Origin of the sequence: Clavibacter nebraskensis NCPPB 2581 (assembly GCF_000355695.1) — a bacterium.
GTDB lineage: Bacteria > Actinomycetota > Actinomycetes > Actinomycetales > Microbacteriaceae > Clavibacter > Clavibacter nebraskensis.
Genome location: NC_020891.1, coordinates 1,806,867 through 1,823,342 on the forward strand (window position 1 = coordinate 1,806,867; position 16,476 = coordinate 1,823,342).

At 70.5% G+C, this 16,476-nt stretch carries 11 protein-coding genes and 1 tRNA gene; 2 read left to right on the forward strand and 10 right to left on the reverse strand.

What is annotated here, in order from left to right; genetic code table 11:
- The 9 genes from rapZ to polA form a co-directional block, all read right to left on the reverse strand.
- On the reverse strand, positions 1 to 876 hold the full coding sequence (gene rapZ / locus CMN_RS08520; protein WP_015490416.1) for an RNase adapter RapZ: 876 nt from the start codon (positions 874 to 876) through the stop codon (positions 1 to 3).
- A gap of 76 nt (positions 877 to 952) precedes the next feature.
- The gene (gene uvrC / locus CMN_RS08525) at positions 953 to 2,881 is read right to left on the reverse strand and encodes an excinuclease ABC subunit UvrC (protein ID WP_015490417.1); all 1,929 of its coding nucleotides are present in this window, start codon (positions 2,879 to 2,881) and stop codon (positions 953 to 955) included.
- Positions 2,881 to 5,802, reverse strand: coding sequence for an excinuclease ABC subunit UvrA (gene uvrA, locus CMN_RS08530; protein WP_041465269.1), 2,922 nt, complete (start codon positions 5,800 to 5,802; stop codon positions 2,881 to 2,883). The genes uvrC and uvrA overlap by 1 nt, the downstream gene beginning before the upstream one ends.
- Before the next feature lie 80 nt (positions 5,803 to 5,882).
- Positions 5,883 to 7,949, reverse strand: a complete 2,067-nt coding sequence (gene uvrB, locus CMN_RS08535) for an excinuclease ABC subunit UvrB (protein WP_015490419.1) — start codon at positions 7,947 to 7,949, stop codon at positions 5,883 to 5,885.
- Positions 7,950 to 7,958: 9 nt separating this feature from the next.
- The gene (gene coaE, locus CMN_RS08540; RefSeq protein WP_015490420.1) at positions 7,959 to 8,573 is read right to left on the reverse strand and encodes a dephospho-CoA kinase; all 615 of its coding nucleotides are present in this window, start codon (positions 8,571 to 8,573) and stop codon (positions 7,959 to 7,961) included.
- A gap of 86 nt (positions 8,574 to 8,659) precedes the next feature.
- A complete protein-coding gene (gene rpsA / locus CMN_RS08545) occupies positions 8,660 to 10,114 on the reverse strand; it encodes a 30S ribosomal protein S1 (protein WP_015490421.1) in 1,455 nt (484 codons plus the stop codon).
- A gap of 168 nt (positions 10,115 to 10,282) precedes the next feature.
- Positions 10,283 to 11,962, reverse strand: a complete 1,680-nt coding sequence (locus CMN_RS08550; RefSeq protein WP_015490422.1) for a DUF885 domain-containing protein — start codon at positions 11,960 to 11,962, stop codon at positions 10,283 to 10,285.
- On the reverse strand, positions 11,959 to 12,417 hold the full coding sequence (locus tag CMN_RS08555; RefSeq protein ID WP_015490423.1) for a PTS mannitol transporter subunit IIA: 459 nt from the start codon (positions 12,415 to 12,417) through the stop codon (positions 11,959 to 11,961). Before CMN_RS08555 ends, CMN_RS08550 begins: the two co-directional genes overlap by 4 nt.
- 45 nt (positions 12,418 to 12,462) lie before the next feature.
- Positions 12,463 to 15,147, reverse strand: a complete 2,685-nt coding sequence (polA, locus tag CMN_RS08560; protein WP_015490424.1) for a DNA polymerase I — start codon at positions 15,145 to 15,147, stop codon at positions 12,463 to 12,465.
- A 53-nt stretch (positions 15,148 to 15,200) separates the two neighbouring features.
- On the opposite strand from polA, the gene CMN_RS08565 reads away from it, so the two are divergent.
- Positions 15,201 to 15,635, forward strand: coding sequence for a PaaI family thioesterase (locus CMN_RS08565; protein WP_015490425.1), 435 nt, complete (start codon positions 15,201 to 15,203; stop codon positions 15,633 to 15,635).
- 41 nt (positions 15,636 to 15,676) lie between these two features.
- Here CMN_RS08565 and CMN_RS08570 read toward each other — a convergent pair whose 3' ends face one another.
- The gene (locus tag CMN_RS08570) at positions 15,677 to 16,285 is read right to left on the reverse strand and encodes an ANTAR domain-containing response regulator (protein ID WP_015490426.1); all 609 of its coding nucleotides are present in this window, start codon (positions 16,283 to 16,285) and stop codon (positions 15,677 to 15,679) included.
- An 84-nt stretch (positions 16,286 to 16,369) separates the two neighbouring features.
- Here CMN_RS08570 and CMN_RS08575 point away from each other — a divergent pair.
- Positions 16,370 to 16,452, forward strand: a tRNA-Leu gene (locus tag CMN_RS08575).
- The last annotated feature ends 24 nt before the right edge of the window (positions 16,453 to 16,476 follow it).

Below are 16,476 nucleotides of genomic sequence, written 5' to 3' on the forward strand. Positions count from 1 at the left end.
CTACTCCCGGCCGAGGTCGCGGTGCTTGGTGCTGACAGCGACGCCGGGAAGGGCGCGGAGGAGGCTGGAGAGCTCCTCGGCGACGGCCACCGAGCGGTGCTTGCCGCCGGTACAGCCGATAGCGATCGTAGCGTGTCTCTTGTTCTCCCGCTGGTACCCGGCGAGCACCGGGGAGAGCGCCCGGGCGTACGCGTGGACGAACTCCTCGGCGCCCTCCTGGCCCAGCACGTAGTCGCTGACGGCCCTGTCGCGACCGGTGAGCGGACGGAGCTCGGGGGTCCAGAACGGGTTGGGGAGGAAGCGCATGTCGGCCACCATGTCGGCGTCCGCGGGGGTGCCGTACTTGAAGCCGAAGCTCATGACGGTGACGCGGACGCCCGCGTCGTCCGCGCCGCTGAACTGCTCGGTGATGGCGGTGGCGAGCTGGTGGATGTTGAGCTCGGAGGTGTCGATGACGAGGTCGCTGGCCTCGCGGATCTCGATCATGCGCGCCCGCTCCGCCGCGATGCCGTCGAGCAGCGTGCCGTTGCCCTGGAGCGGGTGGGGGCGGCGGACCTGCTCGAAGCGCCGCACGAGCGCCGCGTCGGTGGCCTCGAGGAACAGGACGCGGAGGCGCGGGCCGGTGCCGAACGTCTGCAGGATGTCGCGCAGCTCGGAGAAGAAGTCGCCTCCGCGGACGTCGACCACGGCGGCGATCTTCGGCAGCGACGTGCCCGCGCGGCCGGCGAGCTCCACGAGCGGCTTGAGCATCTGCGGCGGGAGGTTGTCGACCACGTACCAGCCGAGGTCCTCGAGCGCGTTGCCGACGGTGGAGCGGCCCGCGCCGGACATCCCCGTCACGATCATGACGTCCTGCTGGGGGATCTCCACGCTCATGCGGGCATGCACCTCTCGTCGCGCCGGTCGATGGATCCAGTCTAGGCGCGACCCGCGACACGCGACCGGGCGCAGGTCACGAGCGGAGGCGCTCGTAGACGGCCTGCGCCAGCGTCGGCCCGATGGTGCGGACGGCCGCGATCTCCTCGACCTCGGCCTGCTTGAGCTTGGCCACGGATCCGAACTGCTGGAGGAGCCGCTGCACGCGCGACGGCCCGAGCCCCGGGATCTCGTTGAGCACCGACGTGATGTCGCGCTTCCGGCGGGCCCGCTGGTGCGTGATGGCGAAGCGGTGGGCCTCGTCGCGGATGCGCTGGATGAGGAAGAGGGCGTCGCTGTTGCGCGGCAGGATGATCGGGTAGTCGGAGTCCGGCAGCCAGATCTCCTCGAGGCGCTTGGCGATGCCGGCCAGCTGGATCCCGGTGACGCCCGACTCCTCGAGGGCGCGCTGGGCCGCCGCGACCTGCGGCTGGCCGCCGTCGACGATGAGCAGGTTCGGGCTGTACGAGAACTTGTTCACGGCAGGCGCCTCGCCGAGCTCCGGCGGCGCCGCGTCGGCCGGCACCTCCGCCTCCTTGCCCAGGTAGGCGAGCCGGCGCGTGATGACCTGGTGGATGGACTCGGTGTCGTCCGTGGAGTCGGCGATGTTGAAGCGGCGGTACTGGTCCTTGCGCGGCAGGCCGTCCTCGAAGACCACCATGGACGCGACGATGTTGGTGCCGCTCAGGTGCGAGACGTCGTAGCACTCCATCCGCAGCGGCGCGTCGGGCATGCCGAGCGCCTCCTGGATGTCGGCGAGGGCCTTCGACCGGGTGGTGAAGTCGGAGCTGCGGCGCGTCTTGTAGAGCATGAGCGCGTTCTGCGCGTTCGTGGCGGCGGTGTTCGCGAGCGCGGCCTTGTCGCCGCGCTGGGCGACGCGGAGGTCGACCTGCCAGGAGCTCGGGCGACCCCGGCGCACGGTGCCGTCGTCCTCCCCCGCAGCGCGCCGCTGGCTGAGCCACAGCTCGAGCTCGGCGGCGTCGGCGGGCAGCTCGGGGACGAGGACCTCGCGCGGCGGGTGCGCCTCGTCCTCGTAGGCGTTGTGCAGCACGGTCTCGACGAGCTCGCCGATGCCGATGTCGAGCTCCTTGTCGACGACCCACGTGCGGGTGCCCCGGATGCGGCCGCCGCGGACCATGAACTGCTGCACGGCCGCGGCCAGCTCGTCGGCGGCGATGCCGAAGACGTCCGCGTCCACCCGGTCGTCGAACACGACGGCGGTCTTGGAGAGGGCGGCCTCGAGCGCGCCGATGTCGTCCCGGTGGCGGGCGGCCGCCTCGTAGTCCATCTCCGCCGCCGCGTCCTTCATCCGCTGCGTGAGCTGGCCCACGTACTTCGAGTCGTTGCCGGCCATGAAGCTCACGAAGTCGTCCGCGATCTCGCGGTGCTCCTCCTGCGAGACGCGACCGACGCACGGGGCGGCGCACCGGCCGATGTCGCCGAGGAGGCACGGCCGGTTGGTCTGCCGGGCGCGCTTGAACGTGCTCTCCGAGCAGGACCGCATGGGGAAGACCTTGAGGAGGTGGTCGACCGTCTCGCGGATGGCCCAGACCTTCGTGTACGGGCCGAAGTACTTGGCGCCGCGGATCTTCCGGTTCCGGGTGACCATGACCCGGGGGTGCTCCTCCCCCAGGGTGACGGCGAGGTACGGGTACGACTTGTCGTCCCGGAACTTGACGTTGAAGGGCGGGTCGAACTCCTTGATCCACGTGAACTCGAGCTGGAGCGCCTCGAACTCGCTGCCCACCACCGTCCACTCGACGCCGGCCGCGGATGTGACCATGCGCCGCGTGCGCTCGTGCAGGCTCTGTAGGGGCGCGAAGTAGTTGGCGAGCCGGGCGCGCAGGTTGTTCGCCTTGCCGACGTAGAGGACGCGGTCCGCGGCGTCGCGGAAGCGGTACACGCCCGGCGACGTGGGGATCTCCCCCGCCGCCGGACGGTACCCGACGGTGTCGGTGCGGGCCATCAGACGGCGGCGCGCTCCGGGCGCGCACGCGAGGACTCGAGCGCGGCGGTCTCGGCCTCGGCCTCGAACACCTCGCGGAGGAACCTGCCCGTGTAGCTCTCGGGCACGGTGGCCAGGTGCTCGGGCGTGCCGGTGGCGAGCACCGTGCCGCCGCCCGCGCCGCCCTCCGGCCCCATGTCGATGAGCCAGTCGGCGGACTTGATGACGTCGAGGTTGTGCTCGATGACGATGACGGTGTTGCCCTTGTCGACCAGCCCGTTGAGCACGAGGAGGAGCTTCCGCACGTCCTCGAAGTGGAGGCCGGTGGTCGGCTCGTCGAGCACGTAGACGCTCCGGCCGTTCGACCGGCGCTGCAGCTCCGTGGACAGCTTGACGCGCTGCGCCTCGCCGCCGGAGAGCGTGGTGGCGCTCTGGCCGAGGCGCACGTAGCCGAGGCCCACGTCCACCAGCGTCTTCATGAAGCGGTGGATGGCCTGGATCGGCTCGAAAAACTCCGCCGCCTCGCTGATGGACATGTCGAGCACCTCGGCGATGCTCTTGCCCTTGTAGTGGACGCTCAGGGTGTCGCGGTTGTACCGCGCTCCCCCGCAGACCTCGCAGGCCACGTACACGTCGGGCAGGAAGTTCATCTCGATCTTGATGGTGCCGTCGCCCGAGCACGCCTCGCAGCGCCCGCCCTTGACGTTGAAGCTGAAGCGGCCGGGGAGGTACCCGCGCGCCTTGGCCTCGGTGGTCTCGGCGAAGAGGGTGCGGATCCGGTCGAACACGCCCGTGTACGTGGCCGGGTTTGACCGGGGCGTTCGGCCGATGGGGTTCTGGTCGACGTGGACGACCTTGTCGAGGTTCTCGAGCCCGGTGACGCGCGCGTGCTTGCCCGGCACCTTGCGGGCGCCGTTGAGCTCGTTGGCGAGCACCCGGTAGAGGATGTCGTTCACGAGCGACGACTTGCCGGATCCGCTGACGCCCGTGACGGCCGTGAGGGTGCCGAGCGGGAAGGCCGCCGTGACGTTCTGCAGGTTGTTGGCGCGCGCGCCCACGACCTGGATCTGGCGCTTCCGGTCGACCTTGCGGCGCTTCGTGGGCGTGGCGATGGCACGGCGTCCCGCGAGGTAGTCGCCCGTGAGCGACTCGCGGTTCTCGATGAGCCCCTCGTACGAGCCCGAGTGCACGACCTTGCCGCCGTTGACGCCGGCGCCGGGACCGATGTCGACGATCCAGTCGGCCGTGCGGATGGTGTCCTCGTCGTGCTCGACGACGATGAGCGTGTTGCCGAGGTCGCGCAGCTTCACGAGCGTCTCGATGAGGCGCCGGTTGTCGCGCTGGTGCAGGCCGATGGACGGCTCGTCCAGCACGTAGAGCACGCCCGTGAGCCCCGAGCCGATCTGCGTGGCCAGGCGGATCCGCTGCGCCTCGCCGCCCGAGAGCGACGCCGCCGCCCGCGCCAGGTTGAGGTAGTTGAGCCCCACCTCGATGAGGAACTCGAGGCGCACGCGGATCTCCCGGAGCACCTGCGCGGCGATGTGCGCCTCGCGGTCGGTGAGCTCCAGCTGCGCCATGAACTCCTGCGCGTCCGAGAGGCTCATCTCGGCGACGTCCGCGATGTTCGCCCCGTGCACGAGCACCGCGAGCACCTCGGGCTTCAAGCGCTTGCCGTCGCACACGGGGCATGGGATCTCCCGCAGGTACTCGCCCCAGCGCGCCCGCTGGTTGTCGGTCTCCGCCTGGGCGAACTGCCGCTCGATGTACGGCATGACGCCCTCGAAGCCCGACGAGTAGGTCATCTCGCGGCCGTAGCGGTTCTTCCACTTGACCTGGACCTCGAAGTCGTTGCCGCGGAGGACCGCCTCGCGGACCTCCTCGGACAGCTTCCGCCAGGGCGTGGTGAGGGAGAACTTGAGGTCGCGCGCGAGGCCCGCGAGCAGCTTCTCGTAGTACTGGAAGAGGCCCTTGCCCTGCGTGGTCCACGGCAGGATGACGCCGTCGGCGATGCTCAGCGACTCGTCGCCGATGAGGAGCTCCTGGTCCACCGACATGCGCGTGCCGAGGCCCGAGCACTCGGGGCAGGCGCCGAAGGGCGCGTTGAACGAAAAGGTGCGCGGCTCGATCTCGGTGAGCTGGATGGGGTGGTTGTTCGGGCACGACAGCTTCTCCGAGTACGTCTGGAGGCCCCCGGGGCCCTCGACGTCGACGAAGTCGATCATGACGATGCCGTCGGTGAGCCGGAGCGCGGTCTCGAGCGAGTCCGTCAGGCGGCCGAGGATGTCGTCGCTCGCGACCAGGCGGTCGACGACGACCGAGATGTCGTGCTTGTACTGCTTCTTGAGCTTCGGCGGCGAGCTGAGCTGGATGAGCTCGCCGTCGACGATGGCGCGCGAGTAGCCGCCGGAGGCGAGCTCCGCGAACAGGTCGACGAACTCGCCTTTCTTCTGGGACACGATGGGGCTGACGACCTGGTAACGCGTGCCGGTCTCCAGCTCCATGAGCTGGTCGGCGATCTGCTGCACGGTCTGGCGGGAGATGCGCTCGCCGCACACGGGGCAGTGCGCGACGCCGATGCGCGCCCACAGCAGGCGCATGTAGTCGAAGATCTCGGTGATGGTGCCCACCGTGGAGCGCGGGTTGCGGTTCGTCGACTTCTGGTCGATGGAGACCGCGGGGCTCAGGCCCTCGATGAAGTCGACGTCCGGCCGGTCGACTTGGCCGAGGAACTGGCGCGCGTACGCGGACAGCGACTCGACGTAGCGGCGCTGGCCCTCGGCGAAGATCGTGTCGAACGCGAGGGACGACTTGCCGGACCCCGACAGGCCCGTGAAGACGACGAGCGAGTCGCGCGGGATGTCGAGGTCGACGTCGCGGAGGTTGTGGACGCGAGCGCCGCGGACGCTCAGGAGGGACGAGGACTCGACGGGGGAGATTGACACCCGTCCATCGTATGCGTCGCCACCGACACCTCCGACGGCGCGGGGGTCGCCGGCCATCGCCGCTCCCCCGCGCCGGCCGGTCAGGACAGGTGGCCGGCCTTCTCCATCTGCCGGAGCTCGCGCTTGAGGTCGCCCAGCTCGTCGCGGAGGCGCGCCGCGAGCTCGAACTTGAGCTCGCCCGCGGCCTGCAGCATCTGGTCGTTGAGGTCGGAGATGATCGTCTCCAGCTCGTTCGCCCCGGCCGCTGCCTTGCCCTCGCGCCGCAGGTTCGGCGTGGGCGAGCGCTTGCCGCCGCCGCGCCCCTCCAGCATCTTCTTCGTGTCCTCGCCTTCGCGGGCGAGGATCTCGGTGATGTCCGCGATGCGCTTGCGCAGCGGCGTCGGGTCGATCCCGTGCTCGGTGTTGTAGGCGACCTGCTTCTCGCGACGCCGGTCGGTCTCCTCGATGGCGCGCTTCATGCTGTCGGTGAGCACGTCGGCGTACATGTGCACCTCGCCGGAGACGTTGCGCGCCGCGCGACCGATGGTCTGGATGAGCGACGTGGACGAGCGGAGGAAGCCCTCCTTGTCGGCGTCGAGGATCGCGACGAGCGACACCTCCGGCAGGTCGAGGCCCTCCCGGAGGAGGTTGATGCCGACGAGCACGTCGTACACGCCGGCCCGCAGCTCGCTCAGCAGCTCGACGCGACGCAGCGTGTCGACGTCCGAGTGGAGGTAGCGCACGCGCACGCCCGCCTCGGCGAAGTAGTCGGTGAGCTCCTCGGCCATCTTCTTCGTGAGCGTGGTGACGAGGATGCGCTCGTCCTTCTCCACGCGGATGCGGATCTGCTCGAGCAGGTCGTCGATCTGACCCTTGGTGGGCTTGACCACGATGGCCGGGTCGACGAGGCCGGTGGGGCGGATGATCTGCTCCACCACGCCGTCGCCCATGCCGAGCTCGTACTTGCCGGGCGTGGCCGACATGTAGACGGTCTGGCCGACGCGCTCGGTGAACTCGTTCCACTTCAGCGGCCGGTTGTCGAGCGCGCTCGGCAGCCGGAAGCCGTGCTCCACGAGCGTGCGCTTGCGCGAGGAGTCGCCCTCGAACATGGCCCCGATCTGCGGCACCGTGACGTGCGACTCGTCGATGATGACGAGGAAGTCGTCCGGGAAGTAGTCGAGCAGGCAGTGCGGGGCCTCCCCCGCGTCGCGCCCGTCGATGTGGCGCGAGTAGTTCTCGATGCCGGAGCAGAAGCCGATCTGCTGCATCATCTCGATGTCGAAGTTGGTGCGCATGCGCAGGCGCTGCGCCTCGAGCAGCTTGCCCTCGCGCTCGAGGACGGCGAGCCGCTCCTCGAGCTCCTGCTGGATGGTGCCGATGGCCCGCCGCATGACCTCGGTCTCGGCGACGTAGTGGGAACCCGGGAACACGGACACGGAGTCCATCTTGCGGACCACGTCGCCCGTGAGCGGGTGCAGCTGGTACAGCGCCTCGATCTCGTCGCCGAACATCTCGATGCGGATGGCCAGCTCCTCGTACATCGGGATGATCTCGATGGTGTCGCCGCGCACGCGGAAGTTGCCGCGCGAGAAGTCGACGTCGTTGCGCTGGTACTGCATGGAGACGAACTTGCGGATGAGCGTGTCGCGGTTGATCTGCATGCCGACCTGCAGCGCGACCATCGCGTTCATGTACTGCTCGGGCTGGCCGAGGCCGTAGATGCAGGACACCGTGCTCACCACGACGACGTCGCGACGGCTGAGCAGCGAGTTGGTCGTGGAGTGGCGCAGGCGCTCGACCTCGGCGTTGACGGACGAGTCCTTCTCGATGAAGGTGTCCGTCTGCGGGACGTACGCCTCGGGCTGGTAGTAGTCGTAGTAGGAGACGAAGTACTCGACCGCGTTGTCGGGCATGAGCTCGCGGAACTCGGTGGCGAGCTGCGCGGCCAGGGTCTTGTTGTGCGCGAGGATCAGCGTCGGGCGCTGGACCTTCTCTATGAGCCAGGCGGCGGTGGCCGACTTGCCGGTTCCCGTGGCGCCGAGGAGCACGACGTCGGGCTCACCTGCGTTGACGCGTCCGGCCAGCTCGGCGATGGCCGTGGGCTGGTCGCCGCTCGGGGAGTACTCGCTGACGACCTTGAACGGGCGCACGGAACGGGTGGGCTGCATGCCATCAGCCTACGAGCGGCCACCGACACCACCGGGCAGGTTCGCCCAGAGCCGATCCGTCTGCGCGAGCGTCGACGCGAGCGAGACGCCGGAGTCGATGACGTCGTCGGCCACGGCGAGGCGGTCCTCGTCGGTCGCCTGGGACGCGATCCGGCGCCCGGCCTCCTCGGGCGACATCCCGCGCAGCTCGACGAGGCGGCGGATCCGCTCCTCGCGCGGCGCGTGGACCACGACGATCCGGTCGAACTCGTCGACGCGGCCGGACTCCACCAGGAGCGGGATGTCGTAGACGACGACGGCAGCCGGGTCCGCCTCCCCCGCCGCGGCCATGCGCGCGGCGGACAGCGCCCGCACGGCGGGATGCGTGATGGCCTCGAGGTCGCGGCGCGCGTCCGGGTCCTGGAAGACGACGGCGCCGAGCGCGGGCCGGTCGAGGGAGCCGTCCGGGGCGATCACGCCGGGACCGAAGCGCCGGGCGATCTCGACGAGGGCCGGCGTGCCGGGCTCCACCACCTCGCGGGCGAGCCGGTCGGCGTCGATGCGCACCGCGCCGAGCTCCGCCAGCCGGTCGGCCACCACCGTCTTGCCCGCGGCGATGCCGCCCGTCAGTCCGATCACCTGCATGGATCCAGCCTAGGCGCGGTCGGGACCGGGGACGACGGAGGCCGCCCTCCCCGAAGGGAGAGCGGCCTCGTCGTGGTGCGGTGGGACTACTTCGAGCTGGACAGCTTCTCGCGCAGGGCGGCGAGGCTCTCGTCGTCCGCCAGCGTGCCGGCGCCCGTCGAGTCGCTCGTGAAGCCGGGGCCGGCGGACGTGATGCCCGTGTCGGCCGCCTCGGCCTCGGCTGCCGCCGCGACCTGCTTCTTGTGGGCCTCCCAGCGGGCCTGGGCTGCGGCGTACTGCTGCTCCCAGGTCTCGCGCTGCGACTCGAAGCCTTCCTTCCACTCGTTGGTCTCCGGGTCGAAGCCCTCGGGGTACTTGTAGTTCCCCTGGTCGTCGTACTCGGTGAGCATGCCGTAGAGGGCGGGGTCGAACTCGGTGCCCTCGGGGTCGACGCCGTCGTTGGCCTGCTTGAGGCTCAGCGAGATGCGGCGACGCTCGAGGTCGATGTCGATGACCTTGACGAACACCTCGTCGCCGACGGACACGACCTGCTCGGCGAGCTCGACGTGCTTGCCGGAGAGCTCCGAGATGTGCACGAGGCCCTCGATGCCCTCGGCCACGCGGACGAACGCACCGAACGGCACCAGCTTGGTGACCTTGCCGGGCGTGACCTGGCCGATGGCGTGCGTGCGGGCGAAGACCTGCCACGGGTCCTCCTGCGTCGCCTTGAGCGACAGGGAGACGCGCTCGCGGTCCAGGTCGACCTCGAGGATCTCGACGGTCACCTCCTGGCCCACCTCGACGACCTCGCTGGCGTGCTCGATGTGCTTCCAGCTGAGCTCGGAGACGTGCACGAGGCCGTCGACGCCGCCCAGGTCCACGAACGCGCCGAAGTTGACGATCGAGGAGACCACGCCCTTGCGGACCTGGCCCTTCTGGAGGTTGTTGAGGAACGTGCTGCGGCTCTCGGACTGCGTCTGCTCGAGCAGGGCACGGCGCGACAGGACCACGTTGTTGCGGTTCTTGTCGAGCTCGAGGATCTTGGCCTCGATCTCCTGGCCGAGGTACGGCGTGAGGTCGCGGACGCGGCGCAGCTCGATGAGCGAGGCCGGGAGGAAGCCGCGGAGGCCGATGTCCACGATGAGGCCGCCCTTGACGACCTCGATGACGGTGCCGGTGACGACGCCGTCGGACTCCTTGATCTTCTCCACGTCGCCCCACGCACGCTCGTACTGCGCGCGCTTCTTGGACAGGATCAGACGGCCTTCCTTGTCCTCCTTCTGGAGGACGAGGGCCTCGACGGTGTCGCCGACCTTGACGACCTCCGTGGGGTCGACGTCGTGCTTGATGGACAGCTCACGCGAGGGGATGACTCCCTCGGTCTTGTAGCCGACGTCGATCAGGACCTCGTCCCGATCGATCTTCACGACGGTGCCCTCGATGAGGTCTCCGTCGTTGAAGAACTTCAGTGTCTTCTCGACCGCGGCGAGGAAGTCCTCTGCAGATCCGATGTCGTTGATCGCGACCTGCTTGGGCGCCTTGTCGGTCGTTGCGATTGTCATGTAGTTAGTGCTCCAGGATGGGCATGAATAAGGCCGCTGGCGCGGACCCGCGCGGGTACCGGTCGAGCGGCGGACGGATGGGTCGTCGCAGAAGTGCGACACTCAATCTTAGACCCGGCCCGGGAGGCGGGACAACCGCGCCGCGCGGGACGACCGCCGGGCGCGGTCTCAGCGGAGGACCGCGGCCCGCAGGGTGTCGAGGCCCACGCCGCCGACGTCGAGCGCGCGGCGGTGGAACGCGCGGATGTCGAACGCGTCGCCCTCGCGGCGGCGGGTCTCATCGCGGAGGTCCTCCCAGATGCGCTGGCCCACCTTGTAGGAGGGGGCCTGGCCCGGCCAGCCGAGGTAGCGGTTGACCTCGAAGCGGACGAACGACGGATCCATGTTGACGTTGCGGCCCATGAAGTCGAAGGCGTAGTCGGCGTCCCACCGCGCCTCGCCGTCGGGGCGCGTCTTGCCGAGGTGGACGCCGATGTCGAGCACGACGCGGGCGGCGCGCATGCGCTGGCCGTCGAGCATGCCGAGCCGGTCGGCCGGGTCGTCGAGGTAGCCGAGCTCCTGCATGAGGCGCTCGGCGTACAGCGCCCAGCCCTCCGCGTGGCCCGACGTGCCGGCGAACCGCCGCCAGGTGTTGAGCTCGGCCTTGTTGTAGGTGGCCTGCGCGATCTGCAGGTGGTGGCCCGGGACGCCCTCGTGATAGACGGTGGTCAGCTCGCGCCAGGTGTCGAACTCGGTCACGCCCTCGGGCACCGACCACCACATGCGGCCCGGGCGGCTGAAGTCGTCCGCGGGGCCGGAGTAGTAGATGCCGCCCTCCTGGGTGGGGGCGATCATGCACTCGAGCGCCCGGATCTCCTGGGGGATGTCGAAGTGCGTGCGGCCGAGCTCCTCGACCGCGCGGTCGCTCGTCTCCTGCATCCAGGCCCGCAGCGCATCGGTGCCGTGGAGCTTGCGGGACGCGTCGCCGTCGAGGTGCGCAATGGCCTCGAGCACGCTCGCGCCGGGGAGGATCTCGCGGGCGATGGCCTCCTGCTCCTCCACCATGCGGGCGAGCTCGCCCACGCCCCACTCGTACGTCTCGTCCAGGTCGACCTCGGCCCCGAGGAACGAGCGGGAGCGGAGGGCGTACTGCTCGCGGCCCACGGCGTCGGCCTCGCGGCCGGCCGGCTCGAGCTCGGAGCCGAGGAACGCGGCGAGCCGCGCGTAGGCCGAGCGGGCCTCCTCGGCGCGCGCGCCCACGGCCTGGCGCAGCGATGCGGGCAGCTCGCCGGCGTCGGGTCGCGCGTCCTGGGCGAAGGAGCGGAAGAAGCCGTCGGGCGCCGCCTGGCGCTCGACCTGCCCGAGCACCTCGCGGATCTGCCGCTTCGCGGGGACCTGGGCGCGGCGGACGCCCTCGCGCAGGGTCTCGATGTAGCCGTCGACCGCGCCGGCGACGTTGCCGAGCCGCGTGGCGACGTGCTCCCAGTCGTCCACGGTGGCCGTGGGCGAGATGTCGAAGACCTCGCGGATCGCCTGCGCGGGCGAGGCGATCACGTTGAGATCGGAGAGGTGCACGCCCGCGTCGTGCATCTCGACGTCCAGCTCCAGCTCCCGGGTGAGGTCCATGCGGGTGACCTCGTCGACCGCGTCGACGGGCGTGGCCGCAGCGAGCTGCCGGACGACCGCACGGGCCGCCTCGGCGTGCGCCGCGTGCCCCACGGGCGACGTGTCGCCGTACTCGCCCTCGCGGCCCGGGCGGCCGAGGTAGACGCGCTCCTCGGGGCGCAGGTCGAGCGAGGCGTCGATCCACCCCTCGGCGATGCGGTCGATGTCCGTCTGCGGTCGGGGGGCCTTCGGCGTCGTCGTCATCCCTCGACCGTACCGGCTCCCAGGAGGGCCCGGACGGTCGCGGGATCCGTCGCGCCGCGCAGCTGCTCGGCGCGCACGGGGTCGAGCAGGATCTCGGCGAGGCGCGACAGCAGCGCGATGTGGCCGCCCCCGGTGGCCGCGATCCCGATGACGATGCGGACGTCGTGGCCGTCCCAGTCGACGCCGTCGGGCAGCCGCAGCAGGCTGATGGCGTCGGCCCGCACGAGGTCGCGTCCCGCCGCGAGGGTGCCGTGCGGCACCGCGACGCCCTCGCCCACGAAGGTGGACACGGAGCGCTCGCGCTCGAGCATGGCCTCCACGTAGCCGGCCTCGACGGCGCCGGCCGCGACCAGCGCCTCGCCCGCCTGGCGGATGGCGGACTCGCGGTCGTCTGCGCGCGCGTCGAGCCGGACGGAGCCGTCGGCGAGGAGGTCGGAGAGTCGTGCTGTCGTCATGCGCTGTGCTCCTCGTGCTGGGGGATGGGCGGGCGGATCCGCGGGTCAGTGCGCGGCGGCGGCCCACGAGTCGCCGCGGCCCACCTGCACCTCGAGCGGCACCCGGAGGTCGGCGGCGTGCGCCATGCGGTCCGTGACGATGGCCTCGAGCGCCTCCCACTCCCCCGCGGCCACCTCGAGGATGAGCTCGTCGTGCACCTGCAAGAGCATGCGCGACGCCATGTCGCGCTCGCGCATGTTGGCCTCGATGCGGATCATCGCGATCTTCATGATGTCGGCCGCGGACCCCTGGATGGGCGCGTTGAGCGCGGCCCGCTCGGCGTTGTCGCGGAGGACGCGGTTGGGGCTGTTGAGGTCGGGGAACGGGCGCCGGCGGCCGAAGATCGTCTCCGTGTACCCGGCCGCACGCGCCTCCTCCACGACCTGGCGGAGGTAGTCGCGCACCGCGCCGAAGCGGGCGAAGTAGTCGGTCATGAGCTGCTTCGCCTCGGACGACGGGATGCGCAGCTGCTTCGACAGGCCGAACGCGCTGAGGCCGTAGGCCAGGCCGTAGCTCATGGCCTTGACCTTGGCGCGCATCTCGGCGCTGACGTCCGCGGGCTCCACGGCGAAGATGCGGGAGCCGACGAAGCGGTGCAGGTCCTCCCCCGCCGCGAACGCCTCGATGAGGCCCGCGTCGCCGGAGAGGTGCGCCATGATGCGCATCTCGATCTGCGAGTAGTCGGCCGTGAGCAGCGTCTCGTAGCCCTCGCCCACGCGGATGGCGCTGCGGATGCGGCGGCCCTCCTCGGTGCGCACGGGGATGTTCTGCAGGTTCGGGTCGTTCGAGGAGATGCGGCCGGTGGTGGTGCCGGTCTGCACGTAGGTGGTGTGGATCCGCTCGTCGTCGCCGATGCCGCGCTCGAGGGTCTGGATGATCTGCCGCAGCTTGCTCGCGTCGCGGTGCTCGAGGAGCAGGTCGAGGAACGGGTGCGGGTTCGACGCCTGCAGGTCGGCCAGCGCGCCGGCGTCCGTGGAGAAGCCGGTCTTGTTGGCGCGCGTCTTCGGCATGCCGAGCTGGTCGAAGAGGACCTCCTGCAGCTGCTTCGGCGAGCCGAGGTTGATCTCCTTGCCGATCTCCGCGAAGGCGCGCTGGGCGAGGTCGGTGATGCGCTCCTGCAGCTGCGCCGACAGCTCGGCGAGCCCGGCGCGGTCTGTCGCGACGCCGCGGAGCTCCATCTCCACCAGCACGAGGAGCGTGGGCATCTCGATGTCGACCATGACGCCGAGCGTGCGCTCGTCGAGCACCTCGCGCAGCGCGTGCTCGACCCGGAGCGTGTACCAGGCCTCGACGGGCGCCGTCAGCGCCTCGGTCTCGGGGACGAGCTGGTTGGCGTCGGGCTGGGGCAGATCCTCCAGGAGGTACCGGCTGACGAGAGCACCGAGCGTCTTGTCGGTGAAGCCCGGACGCAGCAGCCACCCCGCGACGAGGACGTCGAAGGCGAGGCCGGAGACGGCGAGGCCGGCGCGGCGCATCGCCTTCACCTGGACCTTGGCGTCCGCCATGATCTTCGGGGCGTCGCTCGCGAGCCACCGCTCGAAGGGCGCGTAGTCGGCGCGCCCCTCCTGCCACGGCAGGGTCACCGCCTCGGTCGCGCTCGCGAGCCCGAAGCCGACGGGCTTCCCGTCCTGCGTCTCGACCGTGAGGCCCAGGCCGTGGGGCGAGGCGGCGCTCTGCCTCTCGATCCACTTCGCGAGCTCCTCGTCGAGCAGCTGCTGCGGCTGCGGGGCGGCCGGGGCGGTGGACGGCTCCTGCTCGACCGCGCCGACGGGCGTGCCCGCGCTGGACGCCGAGGCGCCGGATCCCTCGAGCTTCAGCACACGGTCCAGCAGCTGCTTGAACTCCAGCACCGCGAACACCTCGCGGAGGGCGGGTTCGTCGATGGGCTTCCGCTCGAGGTCGGCCGGGCCGAGCGGCAGCTCGACGTCGGTGAGCAGCCGGTTGAGGCGGCGGTTGCGGATGACGTTCTCGTACTGCGCGCGGAGGTTGTCGCCGACCTTGCCGGAGATCTCGTCGCGGTGCTCGAGGACCGCGTCGAGCGACCCGTACTGGTTCAGCCACTTCACCGCGGTCTTCGGGCCGACCTTGTCGACGCCGATGAGGTTGTCGCTCGTCTCCCCCACGAGCGCGGCGATGTCCGGGTACATCTCGGGCTGCACGCCGTACTTCTCGAACACCTTCTCCGCGTCGTAGCGCGTGAGCTGGGAGACGCCCTGCGTGGACGGATAGAGCAGCGTGACGTCGTCGTTGACGAGCTGGATGGCGTCGCGGTCGCCCGAGACGACGAGCACGCGGAAGCCCTGCTCGCGACCCTGCGTGGCGAGGGTCGCGAGGATGTCGTCCGCCTCGTGGTCCTCCTTGGTGAGGGTGGGGATGTTCATGGTCTTCAGCGCCCGCTCGAGCAGGGGCACCTGGCCGGTGAACTCCACGGGCGTCTCGCCGCGCGTGCCCTTGTACTCCGGGTACTCGCGCGTGCGGAACGAGAAGCGCGAGATGTCGAACGCGACGCCCACGTGCGTGGGCCTCTCCTTCTGCAGGAGGTTGATGAGCATCGCGATGAAGCCGTGCACGGCGTTCGTGTGCTGCCCCTCGCGGTTCTGGAAGCTCTCCGCCGGCAGGGCGTAGAAGGCCCGGAACGCCAGGGAATGGCCGTCGATGACGAGGAGGGTAGGCTTTTCCGTGTTCGGCACGGGTCCAGCCTATAGAGGGCTCCCGACGTCCGACCGGCCCTGGAGGATCCCCCATGACCCAGCCCGCACCCGAGGACGACATCGGCGCGCGGCTCGTCCGCCAGCCCCAGGACGTGGGCGCGCTCGCCGCGAAGATGGGCATCGTCTTCCACGAGCTGAGCCCCGGGAGGTCCGTCGCGACCATGCCCGCGGAGGGCAACACGCAGCCCTACGGCGTGGTGCACGGCGGCGCGTACGTGGTGCTCGCGGAGTCGCTCGGATCCATGTCCGCGAACGTCCACGCGGGCCCCGACCGCGTCGCGTTCGGCATCGAGCTCAACGCGAGCCACACGCGGTCCGCCTCGTCCGGAACGATCACCGGCACCTGCACGGCGATCCACCTGGGCGGCACGCTCACGACGCACGAGATCGTCATGACGGACGACGAGGGACGCCGGCTCTCGACCGTGCGCATCACGAACATCATCCGCGAGCGCACACCGCGCTGAGCGGGTCGCCCCGCGGCCGGGGCCTCGACGCGTCGGGCCGGCTAGGCCTTCTTGGCGCTCAGCTGCTCGATGATGGCCTGCGCCACGTCGTGCATGGTGAGGCGGCGGTCCATGGACGCCTTCTGGATCCAGCGGAACGCCTCGGGCTCGGTGAGGCCCATCTTCTCGTTGAGCAGGCCCTTGGCCCGGTCGACGAGCTTGCGGGTCTCGAAGCGCTCGACCAGGTCGGACACCTCGGCCTCGAGCGTGATGATCTGGGCGTAGCGGGCCAACGCGATCTCGATCGCGGGGAGCAGGTCGTTCGGCGTGAAGGGCTTGACCACGTAGGCCAGCGCGCCGGCCTCGCCCGCGCGCTCCACGAGCTCCTTCTGGCTGAAGGCCGTGAGGAGGACGACGGGGGCGATGTGGTTGCGGTTGAGGCGCTCGGCCGCGGAGATGCCGTCGAGCTGCGGCATCTTGACGTCCATGATGACGAGGTCGGGCCGGAGCTCGGTGGCGAGCGCGACGGCCGTCTCGCCGTCTCCCGCCTCGCCCACGACCTCGAAGCCGTTGTCGCGGAGGGTCTCCACGATGTCGAGGCGGATGAGCGACTCGTCCTCGGCGACGACGACACGGCGGGGGGCTGCGGGGGCTGTTTCCTGGTCACTCACGGATAGGAGCCTACGGTATCGTCGGGCGGGCCGGTGCGCGCCGGGACGGCGGATGACCGCAGGATCCCGGGTCGACCGGGGTGCGCCGGATTGGCGGAATGGCAGACGCGGAGCACTCAAAATGCTCTGTCCGTGAGGGCGTGTGGGTTCGAGTCCCACATCCGGCACCGCGTCCCGCGAGGGACATGCGA

Bases quoted from the DNA above. Each gene is read 5' to 3' on its own strand.
- rapZ (WP_015490416.1), bottom strand. From the start codon at position 876: ATGAGCGTGGAGATCCCCCAGCAGGACGTCATGATCGTGACGGGGATG.
- uvrC (WP_015490417.1), bottom strand. From the start codon at position 2,881: ATGGCCCGCACCGACACCGTCGGGTACCGTCCGGCGGCGGGGGAGATC.
- uvrB (WP_015490419.1), bottom strand. From the start codon at position 7,949: ATGCAGCCCACCCGTTCCGTGCGCCCGTTCAAGGTCGTCAGCGAGTAC.
- coaE (WP_015490420.1), bottom strand. From the start codon at position 8,573: ATGCAGGTGATCGGACTGACGGGCGGCATCGCCGCGGGCAAGACGGTG.
- rpsA (WP_015490421.1), bottom strand. From the start codon at position 10,114: ATGACAATCGCAACGACCGACAAGGCGCCCAAGCAGGTCGCGATCAAC.
- CMN_RS08550 (WP_015490422.1), bottom strand. From the start codon at position 11,962: ATGACGACGACGCCGAAGGCCCCCCGACCGCAGACGGACATCGACCGC.
- CMN_RS08555 (WP_015490423.1), bottom strand. From the start codon at position 12,417: ATGACGACAGCACGACTCTCCGACCTCCTCGCCGACGGCTCCGTCCGG.
- CMN_RS08565 (WP_015490425.1), top strand. From the start codon at position 15,201: ATGACCCAGCCCGCACCCGAGGACGACATCGGCGCGCGGCTCGTCCGC.